Origin of the sequence: Acinetobacter faecalis (genome assembly GCF_034187745.1) — a bacterium.
GTDB classification, from domain to species: domain Bacteria; phylum Pseudomonadota; class Gammaproteobacteria; order Pseudomonadales; family Moraxellaceae; genus Acinetobacter; species Acinetobacter faecalis.
In genome coordinates this window covers 29,769-44,766 of the sequence record NZ_JAXHPF010000004.1, presented here as the reverse complement: position 1 = coordinate 44,766, position 14,998 = coordinate 29,769, and the positions used below count along the sequence as shown (strand labels likewise).

The following is a 14,998-nucleotide window of genomic DNA, read 5'->3' as shown; positions in this document are numbered from 1 at the left end:
AATTACGTTAAGGCTTTGGTTTACGACGTTTCTCAATCACATCACTTAAACTATTTTGTAAAACTTCCAATCCTTCAGGATCTTCAGCTTTTGCAGCTTCACGTAATAAAATTGATGCAGGATGCAAAAGCTTTTGCGTTAACCGATGTGAAAATTCCTGTAAAACTTTCTCAGCATTTTCGCCCTTTTGTAATTGCAATAAAGCCTGTGCTAACTCTTCTTGACGCAAAACATCGCCATGTTCACGATATTGCTGAATTGTACTTCCTGCACCTTTAATTTTTTGCTGTGTAACCAACTCTGTTGCAAGCTGATTTACCATCACTTCAGCTTCAACCGCAGCCTGTCTACGTTGTGCTAAGTTTTCCTCAATAACACTTTGTAGATCATCTACACCATATAAATAAACGCCGTCTAGCGTTTCAACTTTGGCATCAATATCACGCGGAACAGCCAAATCGACCAATAACATTTGTTGGTAACGCCGCTTCTTTAATGCTGCTTTTACATCTTTAAAATGAATAACTTGATGCAAACTACCTGTGCAACTTGAAATTACATCTGCCCGATGTAAATTTTCTGCAAGTTGATCAAATTCAATAATTTCTACATTTACACGATGCGCTATTTCTTGCGCTAAACTTTCTGCTCTTGCTCGTGTTCTATTGCAAATAAGAACTTTACCAACACCCATTTCAGCTAAATGTTTAGCAACCAAGCTATTCATTTCGCCCGCAGCAACTACCATTACTGTCAATTCTTCAGGCTTACTGAATACTTGAATCGCCAACTGAGCTACAGCATAACCCATTGAAACAGCATGACTTCCTACTGCAGTTTCAGAACGAACACGTTTTGCTGCATAAAAAGCATATTCAAAAATTTGGTTAAGTTCAGGAGAAACTGTTTCAGAATCTTTTGCTAAAGCCAAAGCAGTTTTAACTTGTCCTAAAATTTGAGGTTCGCCCAACATTAAAGAATCAAGACCACTTGCTACACGCATTAGGTGCGTAACAGCTTGGGCATCTTCATAACGATATACATGATTTGCAAGTTGTTTTACATCAATACTATTTACTTGAGCGAGCCAATTTAACACCATGTCAACGTTCTCGGACATAGCGTAAACTTCAGTACGATTACACGTCGAAACCACCACCATTTTATTTAAATCGGCGTGATGGCTTTGACTTGCAAGTAAAGCACTTAACTTTTCTGGGTTAAATGCAATTTTTTCTCGCAACTCTACAGAAGCGGTTTGATGGTTGACACCCAATGCAAAGAAAGACATATCAGATCATCATTTCACTAAATTTATGCTATTGTGGATTATTGGTGTCATAAAAACATTACTTGGATTAAGAAAAATTCGTCAAATAAATAGCCAAATAAATGGCGTAAGAATCAAGCAATATTCTACCACAATCTTACTCATTGGTAGCATGTTCTCTGTTGCACAACTTCATGCAGCTGGAGGAATATATCATGCCAACTCAAAAAATAATGCGATAAAACAAAGTATGATTGCAGAATTTGCAATTGCATACCACGATATTCCGACTGCTTTACACAATTACACCGTTCTTGCAATTAAAGGCAACTCCACTTCTGTGAAACAACGCGCCTTAAATATTGCCATTGAACAAGAAGATTTAAGTGCCGCCTTAGAAATTGCAACGCATTGGGTTTTACAAGAACCCAAAGATGTTCCTGCTCTATTCTATTTATCACATATTGCACTAAAATCACATGAATATGAACTTGCTGCAGAAACGCTCGATAAAATTTTAAAAATAGATCCAAATGCAGAACTAGAAGAAATTTTAGCCAGTATTTCACCAGAACAAGCATCTGACCGTGAAGATCTCATTCGCGCTTTAAAAACCAGTAGTGAAAAAAACAATCCTTCTATTTTAGTTCTTATAGCAGGTCTTAAAGCTCAAAATGGTCAACTAGAAGATGCATTAGACACAATTAATTTAGCTTTAAAAAAACGTCCTAAAGCAACAAGTTATATCTTAATGAAAGCCAATCTTTTAAATGCGCTTGGCGACCAACAAGCAACATTAGCATGGTATGAAAAAGCCAGTAAAAAATATAAAAATAACTATGATATTCAAATTGCTGGCGCAAAGTTTTTAGTTAAGCAAAATAGAAATATAGATGCTTTAAACAGACTTGAAAATATTATTAAGAAATGGCCAAAGCAAGAAGAAGCTTTGTTTATTGCAGGCTTAACCAGTATTGATTTAAAGGAATATGAAAAAGCTGAAAAATATTTAGTTGAATTACGATCTTCCAATCAATATCAAAATGAAGCTTATTATTATTTAGCTGTAAATGCAGAACGCAAAGAGCATTATGAAACAGCGAAAGCTTATTATCGCTTGGTGGATGGAAGTTTATATTCAATTTCACGTCGTAGCATGATTTCTATTTTCGCCAAGCAAAATCAGTTGAGCGATGCTTTACGATTTTTAACACAAGAACGTGTGAATTATCCTCATCAAGCAAGTTTTCTGTATCAGGCACAAGCTGAAATTTTAATAATGATGAACAACAAAAAGGCAGCATTACGCCTTCTTGATGAAGCCATTAAAAATATTCCTGATGACCCTGAACTCATTTATGCGGAAGTTCTATTACTTGATGCACATGTTGATAAAGAAAAATTAGATAAGCTCCTGCAAAACTTATTAGAAATTGAGCCAAATAATCCTGCATATTTAAATGCTTATGCTTATACACTCGCATTACAAAATAGAAACCTAAAAGAAGCACGTCAAATTGCAGAACATGCAGCAGACCTTGCACCTGAACAAGCTTCAATTTTAGATACATTGGGTTATATCACCTATTTACAAAATGATTTTTCTGCAGCGGCAAAAGCACTTAAAAAAGCATATGAATTAAGTACAAGCGTAAAAATTGGTGTGCGTTATGCAATGTCACTTTATATGCAAGGTAAAATGCAGCAATTTGAGATGGTGTTACAAGAATTACAAACAAATCACCGAAATGATCCTCAATTAGAGCCATTAAATTCTTTACTATTACCGCAACAAATAAAAAAGAGTTAAGCAAAACATGGGAACTTTTAAAAAGTTAAGTTTAAGCCTAATTGCAAGCACAGTTTTCTTAACAGGTTGTCAGCAATTCACCAACCCCCTTGGTAGCGCACCAACACAAATGGTTGAAGCTAATAATCAATTTAACTTACAAGGGAAAATTGGCGTTCGCACACCGCAACAATCTGGCAGTGCATTTTTCCGCTGGGTTCAAGAACAGCAAGAGTTTGATATTGAGTTAAGTGGCATGCTTGGTATTGGAAAAACACAAATTTCAGGTAAGCCAGGTCAAGTTACACTGAACAGTGCAAATACAGGTTTAGTCACAGCAAACACTCCTGAAGAGCTTTTAGAACAAGCAACAGGATGGAAAACACCAATCACAAATTTAGTGAGCTGGATTCAAGCACGACCTGCAACATCAACTGCGCAAATTCAAAAAGATGAGAACAATAGACCAACTCAATTTATTGAAAATGATTGGACTGTCGATTTAAGTTATAACGAACAAGCAACACTACCAAATAAATTAATTTTGAAGCAGTCGCTTGAATCTGGACAAGAAAATCGTATTACAATGATCATTCAAAACCGTTAATTTTGTATGTCTATGATTCGTGTTGCCTCGCCTGCCAAACTTAACCTTTTTTTGCACATTACTGGTCGCCGTGAAAATGGTTATCACGAATTGCAAAGCATTTTCCAACTTATAGATTTATATGATTGGTTGGAATTTACACCAATTGAATTAAATGAAATTCAAATTAATGGTCTAAACAGCGTCGATTTACAGCAAAATTTAATTTTCAAAGCGACAGAAATTTTAAAACCTTATGCGAAAAAGCCAACAGGTTTAAAAATTTCTATTGAAAAAAATATTCCAATGGGTGCAGGCTTAGGTGGTGGATCATCCAATGCTGCAACAACGCTGATTGTGGTCAACAAGCTTTGGCAATGCGGATTAGCAATAGAACAACTTGCAGATTTAGGTGTTAAATTAGGTGCTGATGTTCCTATTTTTGTGCATGGCTTAAATGCTTGGGCTGAAGGCATTGGCGAACACTTAACATTCATAGACTTAGATCAAAAAAAATTCATTGTGCTTAAACCTGATTGTTTTATCAGCACTCAATTGCTTTTTTCGCAAAAATCATTGACAAGAGACACGAAGCCTACTAAATTTTGCGCCTATCAGTTAACGCCATCCAATTTTGGAAATAATTTTGAGCCTCTAGCTAGAAATTTATATCCAGAAGTGAATGAAGCAATGCAATACTTAGATCAGTTCGGTAAAGCAAAACTTACAGGTACAGGTGCTTGTGTGTTTATTGAGGTAACTGAAAAAATGAATGTTGATGATATTCTTAAGAATGCACCTTGTAAATCTTACTTGGTTAGCAGTTTGAAAGAATCACCATTACGCCATTTTGAAGTTTGTTAGGGGTATCGCCAAGTGGTAAGGCACCGGGTTTTGATCTCGGCATCCGTTGGTTCGAATCCAGCTACCCCTGCCATTTAACTCACCTGTAGATGTACTGTATTAGGGGTATCGCCAAGTGGTAAGGCACCGGGTTTTGATCTCGGCATCCGTTGGTTCGAATCCAGCTACCCCTGCCATCTTACAGTTATCAAATTTAGGGGTATCGCCAAGTGGTAAGGCACCGGGTTTTGATCTCGGCATCCGTTGGTTCGAATCCAGCTACCCCTGCCATTTTCTCAAAAAAGACAGAGCAATACTTTACTGCTCAAATGTTAATTAATCTTGACATTTAACTGTAAAAATATTAAAGTTCTGCCGCATTAGGGGTATCGCCAAGTGGTAAGGCACCGGGTTTTGATCTCGGCATCCGTTGGTTCGAATCCAGCTACCCCTGCCATCTATTCCATACATTCTTAACCGCCAAGGGTGCTTCATGCCCAATCTTGTCGTTTTTAGTGGAACTGCGCATCCACAATTCGCTCAAAAAGTCGTAAGTCACTTACATATTCCTCTAGGCGCTGCCTCTGTAGGTCAGTTCTCTGACGGTGAAATTGCTGTCGAAATTACTGAAAATGTTCGTGGTAAAGACGTATTCATCGTACAGCCTACTTGTGCCCCTACCAATGATAACCTAATGGAAATCTTGGTAATGGCTGATGCGCTTCGTCGTGCAAGTGCTGGTCGTATTACTGCTGTAATCCCTTACTTTGGTTATGCTCGTCAAGATCGTCGCCCTCGTTCAGCTCGTGTACCAATTACTGCAAAAGTTGTAGCAGATATGCTTACAACTGTAGGCGTTGACCGCGTTGTAATGATCGACCTTCATGCCGACCAAATCCAAGGTTTCTTCGATATTCCTGTAGACAACATTTACGGTACGCCAGCGCTTTTAGCTGACTTACGCCAACAGTCGCATCACAACCTTATGGTTGTTTCGCCTGACGTTGGTGGTGTAGTACGTGCTCGTGCTGTTGCTAAACAAATGGGTGATATCGATCTTGCGATCATCGACAAACGTCGTCAAAAAGCAAATGAATCACAAGTGATGCATTTAATTGGCGATGTGAGAGATCGTGACTGTGTCATTGTTGATGACATGGTGGATACTGCAGGTACTCTTTGTAAAGCCGCTGATGCATTAAAAACTTTTGGTGCTCGCAAAGTTGTCGCTTATGCAACTCACCCAGTTTTATCTGGTAAAGCGATTGAAAACTTAAAGAACTCTGTTATTGATGAATTAGTTGTTACAGACACTATTCCTCTTTCAGAAGAAGCTTTAGCACTTGGTAAGATTCGCCAAGTTTCAGTAGCAAGTATGGTTGCTGAAACAATTCGTCGTATTAATAACGAAGAATCTATTAGCGCAATGTTCGATTCTTATCTATAATAGAGCGCTGAATTTTCAAAGCCCTGCTTTTTGCAGGGCTTTTCTAGTACTAAATCGGTCGCAGATTTAGTCCAATTAAACTTAAATAGGATGTCTATCATGGCAAACTTCGTATTAAACGCAGCAGCACGTGAAGAAGCAGTACAAGGGAAAGGTGCGAGCCGCCGCCTTCGTCTTCAAGCTAAAGTTCCAGCTATCATCTACGGTGGCGAAGCAGCTCCTGTAGCAGTTACTTTAGAGCTTCGTGAACTTGTTAAAGCTCTTGAAAGCAATGCTTTCTTTGAAGAAGTTGTTGAAATCAACATCGACGGTAAAGTTGAAAGCGTTAAAATCCAAGCTTTACAACGTCACCCAGCTAAAAACACTCCAATGCACGCTGACTTCAAACGCGCATAAGTGTTAATGGTGTAAATTAGTGTCAAATATTTCACTGATTGTAGGTTTGGGTAACCCTGGTAAAGAGTATGCCCAAACCCGCCATAATGCAGGCTTCTGGTTCGTAGAACGCCTTGCAGAACAATATGGCATTTCTCTTAAAACAGATCCTAAATTCTACGGAATTAGCGGTCGTGGTAATATTGAAGGTCAAGACGTTCGTCTGCTTTTACCAACAACCTTTATGAATGCCTCAGGCAAAAGTGTTGTTCCCTTCGCAAAATTCTATCAAGTCGCTCCAGAAGCAATGCTTATCGCACACGATGAACTCGATATGAACCCTGGTATCATTCGCCTTAAAACAGGTGGTGGTCATGGTGGTCATAATGGTTTACGTGACATCGTACCGCACACAGGTCCAAACTTTCACCGCTTACGTATTGGTATTGGTCACCCTGGTTCTAAAGAACGCGTGTCAGGTCATGTATTAAGCAGAGCACCAAGCAGCGAACAAACTTTAATGGATGATGCTCTTGCACATGCTTTATCTCGCATTAAGTTGCTAGTAAACGGTGATATACAGCAAGCCATGAATCAAATCAATGCCCATAAGCCAAACTGATCATTCTATAAATTGTTGAATAATCATGCTTGCCTTGTTGCTTTTTTCAGAGCAAAATGCGCTCTCGATGAATGCACTACCCATTCAAAATAATTTGTTTATTAAGACAAAATCTTAGGTCAACTAAGGAGACGCTAGCCATGCTATCTCGTTTATTAAAAGCTAAAATTCACCGTTGCGTCGTTACACAAGCAGAATTACATTATGAAGGTTCTTGTGCAATTGACGGTATTCTATTGGATTTAGCGGGTATCCGTGAATATGAAGAAATTCATATGTGGAACGTGACGAATGGTAAGCGCTTTACCACTTATGCAATTCGTGGTGAAGAAGGTTCAGGCATTATTTCTGTAAATGGTGGCGCTGCGCTTCAAGCAGATGTTGGTGATTTAATGATTATCGCGACATTTGGTGATTTCACAGAAGCTGAAGCTGATGCACATAAACCACGTCTTGTTTATGCAAATCCAAACAATACTGTAAATCACACAGCTAACTGCATTCCTGTACAAGTTGCATAATACGCATCTACAAAATTCAAAAAAGCTCGCAATATGCGGGCTTTTTTATTGAAAAGCATTTCTACTAAAATTTATTTTAGCTAGCTACCCTGCCCCCATTTTTTTGAATTTTCACAGTTTAATGGTTTTAAGTTCTGATCCACTAAATTTACCAATAATGCCAATCCATTTTCTTTTACTTTAATTTCGGCATATTTTGCTTTGCTGTAGCATGGCTCTAACCCTTCTGCAAACATAAAGCTATTTGCTGCTGGATATAAATTTTGTAATTGATTGGACGGATTCTTTAAAACTAAACGCAAGGAAATCTGTGAATCAGCTTTTATAAAATTATCATCAAAACGGGTTTGTATCACACGACGTTGCTCATCCAACAACACAAAACTTAAAGGATGTGCTTTATTCTGAATGTGTTTCTCTAAAGCTAAAATTTTCCAATTTTGTAAAGCTTCAGCACCATCATCAATACCAGTCTCAAAATACAGTTCATAATTTAGTATCATATAGTCGCCTTGCAAAATCGAACGTGGATCGACAGGAGCAAGCTCAACAAAAATTGACTGACTATTTGCTAAATGATTTTCATGTTTCAGAATCAAACCTACAAAAATTAAAATACTGAACCCAGCTAAAATTAGAGGAAATAACCTTTTCATGTTCATGCTTTATCTCCTCTAATCTGATTCAGCTTTACCTGTTTTAAGCCATAAACTACAAGCCAAACCATAAGACCTGAAATGAAAATAGTCAGACTCTTCACAAGAAAACTAAGTCCTAAATTGTAATACAGCATCCAAAGCCAAAAGATCAGCAATAAAATCAATAGCCCTTGTAAAAGACGTTGCTGATACACTACAGCCCACGCCATAAGCAACATAATGATAAAAATTTCAAAATAACCTATCAAAATTAACAAAATACCAAAGATAGGAATCAGCCATAGCCATCGCTCAGAAAACTGCTGTCTGTTTTGCCAAATAAAGCTAAGCATTAGCAAACTCGGAAGAATATAGAACAGCAATATTTGATCAAAACCAATTTGTCCAATGCCCTTCCAGCGCTCTAGTCCAGTCACAGATTGAACAATAGCTGAACCTGTTAGCATGGCAATCATCCAAAGATAAATACTCTTCTGATAGTTTGAAGCCTGCCAATATTGAGACATTAAAAATAGCCCAATAAAAATGACATAGTTAAGACTTAAGACAATATGAATCAGAACATCATCGTACTGAAAAGAAGTTTCTAAGGCTAAAACTGCTATTCCTAAAGCATGAGAAATAAGTAACTGCAAGGTAAGAATGAACCAGTGCATTCGTTTAATTACAGTCAAAGCGAGTAATACCAATTGCAAAAGCCAAACCACAAACATATTTTCGGTAAGCAATCCGGTATGAATTAAAATTGCAGCCTGACCACATACCCACAAACAATAAGCAAACTGGCGCATAAAAACTGAAGGCTGCTTGTTTAGCAATCTCCACGCAATACCAATAAAGATAATGCCCATCAATATTGAAAACACTTCCCAATAGGTCAAAAGCAAAGTCGCGAGAATAATTCCGGAAATCCAAGCACCAAGTGCTAGTGGAATCACTGAAAATTTAGTTTGAGGAAAGATTTTCTTTAACGCAAAACTGATCATGGCAAACCAGCCAAAAATCAGCGTTGCTAATACAAATAAGCCGAGAGCAGAGTGAGTTAACTGTTCATCTACCAGTTCAAACATCCATATACTTAAACTTGCAGCCAAACCTGCAATGAGCAAAATTGTTTCTAATGCTTGATGTTTACGATAAAAATAGAAAGCCGTAGTAATAGGAAGAATGATTGATGAAGCTAAATAGATCAGCTGAAATTGATTAATGAAGAGCATCATGCTACCAATCGAAATGGCGATCATGAATGCAATAAACAAAAACCGTAGTATCGAGTAATAACGTACTGCAAAAACAAAACTTATCGCAGTGAGTACATTCAGACCTAGCAGATAAAGTCCTTCTGCCCTTTCCATCCAAAAACTTTGCTTAAAATACAAATACAGCGCCAACTGGCTAACGATACACAACATGGCAAAAATGCCAATATTCGGACGATACAACCAAGGCAACAGCATGACTGACCACAGTAAGAATAATAAATAACTATCCGCACCGGTTTGATAAATCTGTCCAATTACAGCCAGACTTAAGCCCAACATCAATCCTGCTACTGTATCTAAACCCTGTCTAATCCACTCCTGTTTGCTAAAGTAGACACTTGCGCTAGCACTACAAAATAAAATCAACATTGGAATTGTTAGTTGAATCCAATTGGGCAGCATCCACCAGTTCGCTGCGATTAAATACAAAAAACTGACTGCAATCAGTGCAAGTCCTAAAATATTTAAATAACGCAGTACTCCTTCATGACAGAAGAGTAAGGGAGAAAATTGATGGTTTTGAGTTAATTTGGTCTTATCCATTGTTAGAATGAGTTATGAATTTTAATATTGCTAGCACGATAGCATATTTCCTGCATTATGCTAAAAAGCTGAACAATCCAGATTTTCTTTTTTACTTATATCAAATTCTGCAAATTACAATCCTTTTCAAACATCCTATCTTTCTACAAAAAGAGCTATAATAAATTTAATCGCTTCAGGGCGGGGTGTAATTCCCCACCGGTGGTAATAAGCTCAAGCTTTTAGCCCACGAGCCGAATGTAATTTTACATGACGCAGATTTGGTGAAACTCCAAAGCCGACGGTATAGTCCGGATGAAAGAAGACGACAGCACTTTATTATTCACTTAATTCATCTTTTATTATTTATAAGATATTAAGTGAATTCGCTACGAGCCTATTTTCACACGTCCTGAAATGTTCAATCGTACTTAAAATTTACGCGAGCGTTTCAATGTCTAGTTTAATTCAACCCGAAATTTTCTTTTCTGCCTTAAGACCCGCAGAAGAACGTATACAACAAGCACTTGAAGATATCCGCCAAGGCAAACCTGTTTTGGTTATGGATGATTTTGATCGTGAAAATGAAGCAGACTTAATTGTTGCTGCTGAAACATTAACAGATGAAACCATGGCACGTATGATTCGTGATGGCTCTGGTATTGTTTGCTTATGCTTAACCGATGAGTTGGCAGATCATCTAGAACTTCCACCAATGGTTGTAGATAACTCAAGTCAGTTTAAAACAGCATTTACCATTACTATTGAAGCTGCTGAAGGTGTAACCACTGGTGTATCTGCAAAAGACCGCACAACAACAGTAAAAGCTGCTATTAAAGATGATGCTATAGCAACAGACCTAAATAGACCTGGACATGTTTTCCCTTTACGTGCACGTAAAGGTGGTGTTCTAGAACGTCGAGGTCATACTGAAGGTACGATTGACTTAGCTCGCTTAGCAGGTTTAAAACCTTCAGGTGTGTTATGTGAACTTACCAATCCTGATGGAACAATGGCTTCAGGCATTCAAGTATTGGCTTATGCTCAAACACATCATTTGACGGTCATTACTATTGAAGAAATTGTGCAATATCGTTTAGTACACAACCTTTAAACTATAAAAAAAGAGAGCTTAATCGCTCTCTTCCATATCTTTTAGCAAACTTAAACTCATGACATCGGCTCTTAAAAATGCCATTTCAAAACTAGCAGTCGCCAAAGCTAAAACTCGACGCTCAAATTCTTGCCAAATACTTTTTACTTGTTTTGACTGAATTCCTAATCCACTTTCATCTGCAAAGTTTTTATTTTTTTCACAAATTTTTAACGCATGGTAAAGCTTACGCCCTTTTGATGCATCATCACGTAAGCGAACACGCTTAGACAACACAAATTTTTCAGCTACTTCAATATTTGCCAAAGGTAGCATTGGCACTAAAATTTGATCAAGCTGTGCATCTAAACGATGCCAAACAGCATTTTGCTGTTCAAGTGAATATGTATTCCACTTAATCACCTCATGATTAAAGCGACGACAACCACGACATACTGAATCACCAAATACCGTAGAGCAACGCCCTGCACAAGGTGTTAATGATGCGATTCGACGATCAGTACTCAAAACCTACTCCAATACAAATACAGTAACGTGTGAATGAATTCGAATATGCATCATACCTGTTGCATGCAGATTTAAAAACCATAAATACGGATGGGTTTTCTCGCCAATTCCGACTTTTCAGGTTAGAATATGCGCCTTATTTTTTATCCTACATATATTGGAGTACTCCATGAACGCTACTGTAGAACAGCTTGCACCTGTAGAACAGCAAGCGACCACTGATTGGGTTGTTGCAGCGCTTTACCAGTTCAAAGAAGTTCAAGATCCAGCCGATCTTCAACAACGTTTATTAGATTTGGTAAAAACAATCAATCTGTGCGGTACTCTTATTGTTGCAGGCGAAGGTATTAACGGTACTGTTGCTGGTGACCGTGATGCTGTTGATACAATTCATCAGTTTCTTTTAAATGAAGGTTTTACAAACATGGAATATAAAGAGTCTCACAGCTCTGATAAACCATTCCGTAAAATGAAAATTAAACTGAAAAAAGAAATTGTAACTTTAGGCGTAGAGGTTAAACCACGTGACTTAGTGGGTCACTACTTAGATCCTAAAGAATGGAATGAACTTATTGCTCGTGACGATGTTATTTTGATTGATACACGTAACGATTACGAATATAAAGCAGGTACTTTTAAGGGTGCACTTGACCCTAAAACGGAAACTTTCCGCGAATTCCCAGAATACGTAAAACAAAATCTTGAACAACATAAAGATAAGAAAATCGCAATGTTCTGCACAGGCGGTATTCGTTGTGAAAAGTCGACATCTTTACTTTTACAAGAAGGTTTTAACGAGGTTTACCATCTTAAAGGTGGCGTTCTAAAATATTTAGAAGAAACACCTGCTGAAGAAAGCTTATGGGAAGGCGAATGCTTCGTATTTGATGGTCGTACTGCTGTTACTCATGGTATGGAAGAAGGCGCAAACATTAAGTGTCATGCTTGCGGTTGGCCACTACTTCCGGAAGAAGTTGAGCTTCCAAGTTATGAACATGGCGTTTCTTGTGTTTACTGCATTGAAAAAACAACAGAAAAGCAAAAAGAAGGTTTCCGTATGCGCCAATCACAAATTTTGGCAGCAAAACGTAAACGTCTTTAATTAGACAGAAAAAGGGGCAATTATTTGCCCCTTTTTTACATTCTTACAGTCCATTTACAATAATAAAAAATATGATTGAAATTTAACCACCAAACCTAAGCCAGACAACACATTAAAACTTATTACTAAAATTCAAGCACTTAACCAAAAACAAACAAATCAAATATCTTAACAACAAATTCATGCTGTAAATCCCACAAGAATAAACCTTATCCATAATTCTAGTTTGCTAAGTTAATTTTTGAACTGCATTTAATCGCTTAAATCATTTAGAAAAATAAGATAGGTGCTCGAAATGTCAAAATTAATAGAAAACTCATCCAATCCTAATTTACATCCTAACTATGCATTTTCTGAACTTCACTTTGAAAATAAATATCTTGAGCTTAAAGATAATCTCGAAAGAAAATCACACATTTTGATTGTATTTTTGGGTGCAGTTATTGGCGGAATTTTATCGTTATTTATTTCCTACCATCTAAATGCAACCTTCTATTTTTTAATATTCTTATGTCTGTTGCCTATTGGCTTTGCTTACATTTTAAGAAAAGTTTATATCAACACTTTGGTCAAAATTGATTAATATTGTGATCACAAAAATTTAATCTTTTATTTCCTTAAAATTATGAATTTAACCGAATGGGTAATCTCCATAATGGAACAACTTGGCTATTTAGGTATAGCCATTCTTATGTTCTTAGACAACGTATTCCCTCCTATTCCCTCTGAAATCATTATGCCTTCTGCGGGTTATACGGCTTCGCAAAATCAATTACTGCTTGTAGGCGTTATTATTGCAGGATGTATAGGATCTTTACTTGCAGCCACGCTACTGTATTGGATTGGCTATAAATTCAAACACGAAACTATATTCAATTTTGTAGATCGCTACGGGAAGTTTTTATTTATTAAATCTGAAGATGTAAAAAAATCACTCTCTTGGTTTGAAAAATATGGCCATAGAATTGTGTTCTTTGGACGAATGATTCCTGCTGTACGTTCACTTATCAGCATACCTGCTGGAATGAGTCGAATGCCTTTTTGGAAATTTATGTTTTACAGCAGTTTAGGAACTATTATTTGGACAACTTTCCTTGCTTGTATTGGTTTCTATTTTGGTGAAAACCAAGCTCTTATGCAGAAAATATTCAGTCAAGTTGGATATTTCATTATAGGAATCGTGCTGATTATTGTTGCTTGGATATGGTATCGTCGTAATCAGAGAAAATCTCGAATTTTATAAAACTTAGAATGTTAAAACTTTGCTTGGGGAATTTATGGCGTATTATTTAAAACACTTTGCTGCTGTTTATAGCATTGCTTTAGTACTCGCAACCACAATTCTTATTTTTGTTCTAAACCTGGGTGGAATCACGCTACTCCCTGCATTAATTGCATCTGCATTTATTTGTGCAAGAAAGTTTGTTAAAAAGGAATTAAGACTTCCATTGCCAGAAGAAAAAATTCAACTGGTTTGGGGAAGTAGCGCTGTCGCACTCATTATTGGTAGCTTCTTCATTTTCTTTTTAATTTTAATGAACCCAAATGCAGAAGAAATTTTAAAATCTGCTGATAATGCAGGCCTAGTTCTTGCTGCTGTTGTAATGCTTTGCCTTGTTGCATTACATGGAGCAATATTTCAGATTGCTTATGGATGGTACGCAAAACACACCTACCAAAATTTAAAATAATCATTGCAAAAAAAAGCACCGTATTCGGTGCTTTTTTAAAATCAAACAATTCGCTTAAGTAATACATAAGTCACTGTTAGAGCAACTTAATATTTCAATTAAGCTGGTGTGTGATACATCAAGTACAATTCATTTAAATTATCTGGAATTTCTTCCGCAATTTCATCCATCAACTGACCATTACGACGGAAAGATTCCATTTGTGGATCTTCTTCATCTACACCACTGAAAACCATCATTGGCAATGTCAAATCAATTAATTGATCTTCAAATTCAGGCGTAAACCATGCATCTTCGTTTAAGAACATTGCATCAACAAAGCCCACACTCCAATCACCAAGGCTCGATTCTACGTCTGCTTCTTCAATTTCAAAAGGAAACTCAATTCCTTCTTCATTGGCTAAATTTTGACGAAGAGCTTCCAACCAAGCTTTCACTTGCGTAATAATTTCAGCAGGTACTTTCTTTTGATTATTATCAAAAAGCTCATCTAGCCATTTGCTAAATTGAGGACCAACTGCAACTGCACACAAAAAACCATGAGTTGCTGCGAAATCTAGACCATATTCGTTTTGGTCACCATCTAGATATTCACTCAACAGGTCTAAATCTAAAGCACTCATTTCAAATCCAAACTTAGATATTCAAGATGTATAGCATAGCATTTAACTTTTGCTTTACTGTAGGT

The 14,998-nt window shown here is 37.1% G+C and carries 17 protein-coding genes, 4 tRNA genes and 1 riboswitch; of the genes, 16 read left to right on the top strand and 5 right to left on the bottom strand.

The window, feature by feature from the left end; translation table 11 throughout:
* Positions 1-7: 7 nt before the first annotated feature.
* Positions 8-1,291, bottom strand: a complete 1,284-nt coding sequence (hemA, locus tag SKM54_RS05360; RefSeq protein WP_154772307.1) for a glutamyl-tRNA reductase — start codon at positions 1,289-1,291, stop codon at positions 8-10.
* Between the two features lie 76 nt (positions 1,292-1,367).
* On the opposite strand from hemA, the gene SKM54_RS05355 reads away from it, so the two are divergent.
* The 11 genes from SKM54_RS05355 to panD all read left to right on the top strand — a co-directional run bounded on the left by SKM54_RS05355 (position 1,368) and on the right by panD (position 7,453).
* Entirely contained in the window at positions 1,368-3,080 is a 1,713-nt protein-coding gene (locus SKM54_RS05355; protein ID WP_321094809.1) for a tetratricopeptide repeat protein, read from the top strand.
* A 7-nt stretch (positions 3,081-3,087) separates the two neighbouring features.
* The gene (gene lolB / locus SKM54_RS05350; protein ID WP_321088189.1) at positions 3,088-3,666 is read left to right on the top strand and encodes a lipoprotein insertase outer membrane protein LolB; all 579 of its coding nucleotides are present in this window, start codon (positions 3,088-3,090) and stop codon (positions 3,664-3,666) included.
* Between the two features lie 12 nt (positions 3,667-3,678).
* Complete coding sequence (gene ispE, locus SKM54_RS05345; protein WP_321094807.1) at positions 3,679-4,509, top strand: 4-(cytidine 5'-diphospho)-2-C-methyl-D-erythritol kinase; 831 nt, start codon at positions 3,679-3,681, stop codon at positions 4,507-4,509.
* Positions 4,508-4,582 (top strand) — tRNA-Gln (locus SKM54_RS05340). Before ispE ends, SKM54_RS05340 begins: the two co-directional genes overlap by 2 nt.
* Positions 4,583-4,610: 28 nt before the next feature.
* Positions 4,611-4,685: transfer RNA gene (locus SKM54_RS05335), tRNA-Gln, on the top strand.
* Between the two features lie 19 nt (positions 4,686-4,704).
* A tRNA-Gln gene (locus SKM54_RS05330) sits at positions 4,705-4,779 on the top strand.
* A 91-nt stretch (positions 4,780-4,870) separates the two neighbouring features.
* Positions 4,871-4,945: transfer RNA gene (locus tag SKM54_RS05325), tRNA-Gln, on the top strand.
* A gap of 36 nt (positions 4,946-4,981) precedes the next feature.
* Positions 4,982-5,935, top strand: a complete 954-nt coding sequence (locus SKM54_RS05320; RefSeq protein WP_154772305.1) for a ribose-phosphate pyrophosphokinase — start codon at positions 4,982-4,984, stop codon at positions 5,933-5,935.
* A gap of 99 nt (positions 5,936-6,034) precedes the next feature.
* Complete coding sequence (gene rplY / locus SKM54_RS05315; RefSeq protein ID WP_154772304.1) at positions 6,035-6,331, top strand: 50S ribosomal protein L25; 297 nt, start codon at positions 6,035-6,037, stop codon at positions 6,329-6,331.
* 19 nt (positions 6,332-6,350) lie between these two features.
* On the top strand, positions 6,351-6,932 hold the full coding sequence (gene pth, locus SKM54_RS05310; RefSeq protein ID WP_321094592.1) for an aminoacyl-tRNA hydrolase: 582 nt from the start codon (positions 6,351-6,353) through the stop codon (positions 6,930-6,932).
* A gap of 140 nt (positions 6,933-7,072) precedes the next feature.
* Positions 7,073-7,453 (top strand): aspartate 1-decarboxylase, encoded by a 381-nt coding sequence (panD, locus tag SKM54_RS05305; protein ID WP_153372096.1) that lies wholly within the window; start codon positions 7,073-7,075, stop codon positions 7,451-7,453.
* An 80-nt stretch (positions 7,454-7,533) separates the two neighbouring features.
* Here the strand turns inward: panD and SKM54_RS05300 are convergent, their stop codons facing one another.
* Both SKM54_RS05300 and SKM54_RS05295 read right to left on the bottom strand, forming a co-directional pair.
* A complete protein-coding gene (locus SKM54_RS05300; RefSeq protein WP_321094590.1) occupies positions 7,534-8,109 on the bottom strand; it encodes a GDYXXLXY domain-containing protein in 576 nt (191 codons plus the stop codon).
* A 2-nt stretch (positions 8,110-8,111) separates the two neighbouring features.
* Positions 8,112-9,917, bottom strand: coding sequence for a DUF2157 domain-containing protein (locus SKM54_RS05295; RefSeq protein WP_321094587.1), 1,806 nt, complete (start codon positions 9,915-9,917; stop codon positions 8,112-8,114).
* Positions 9,918-10,085: 168 nt separating this feature from the next.
* Positions 10,086-10,227: riboswitch (FMN riboswitch) on the top strand.
* 123 nt (positions 10,228-10,350) lie between these two features.
* Between SKM54_RS05295 and ribB the strand changes: the two genes are divergently transcribed.
* Positions 10,351-11,010 carry a 3,4-dihydroxy-2-butanone-4-phosphate synthase gene (ribB, locus tag SKM54_RS05290; protein ID WP_248102250.1) on the top strand — a complete coding sequence of 220 codons (660 nt, stop codon included), beginning with the start codon at positions 10,351-10,353 and terminating at the stop codon, positions 11,008-11,010.
* 18 nt (positions 11,011-11,028) lie between these two features.
* On the opposite strand, the gene SKM54_RS05285 is transcribed toward ribB, so the two are convergent.
* The gene (locus tag SKM54_RS05285) at positions 11,029-11,517 is read right to left on the bottom strand and encodes a DUF1289 domain-containing protein (protein ID WP_321088184.1); all 489 of its coding nucleotides are present in this window, start codon (positions 11,515-11,517) and stop codon (positions 11,029-11,031) included.
* Between the two features lie 169 nt (positions 11,518-11,686).
* Here SKM54_RS05285 and trhO point away from each other — a divergent pair, with 169 nt between their 5' ends.
* The 4 genes from trhO (at position 11,687) to SKM54_RS05265 (ending at position 14,310) form a co-directional block, all read left to right on the top strand.
* On the top strand, positions 11,687-12,619 hold the full coding sequence (trhO, locus tag SKM54_RS05280) for an oxygen-dependent tRNA uridine(34) hydroxylase TrhO (protein WP_321088183.1): 933 nt from the start codon (positions 11,687-11,689) through the stop codon (positions 12,617-12,619).
* A 295-nt stretch (positions 12,620-12,914) separates the two neighbouring features.
* On the top strand, positions 12,915-13,202 hold the full coding sequence (locus SKM54_RS05275; RefSeq protein ID WP_321094582.1) for a hypothetical protein: 288 nt from the start codon (positions 12,915-12,917) through the stop codon (positions 13,200-13,202).
* Between the two features lie 42 nt (positions 13,203-13,244).
* The gene (locus SKM54_RS05270; protein ID WP_321094580.1) at positions 13,245-13,862 is read left to right on the top strand and encodes a DedA family protein; all 618 of its coding nucleotides are present in this window, start codon (positions 13,245-13,247) and stop codon (positions 13,860-13,862) included.
* A gap of 34 nt (positions 13,863-13,896) precedes the next feature.
* Entirely contained in the window at positions 13,897-14,310 is a 414-nt protein-coding gene (locus SKM54_RS05265) for an ABZJ_00895 family protein (RefSeq protein ID WP_321089202.1), read from the top strand.
* Positions 14,311-14,408: 98 nt separating this feature from the next.
* Here the strand turns inward: SKM54_RS05265 and SKM54_RS05260 are convergent, their stop codons facing one another.
* Positions 14,409-14,933: a YecA/YgfB family protein gene (locus SKM54_RS05260; RefSeq protein WP_154772296.1), complete on the bottom strand. Its 525-nt coding sequence runs from the start codon at positions 14,931-14,933 to the stop codon at positions 14,409-14,411.
* Positions 14,934-14,998 lie beyond the last annotated feature (65 nt).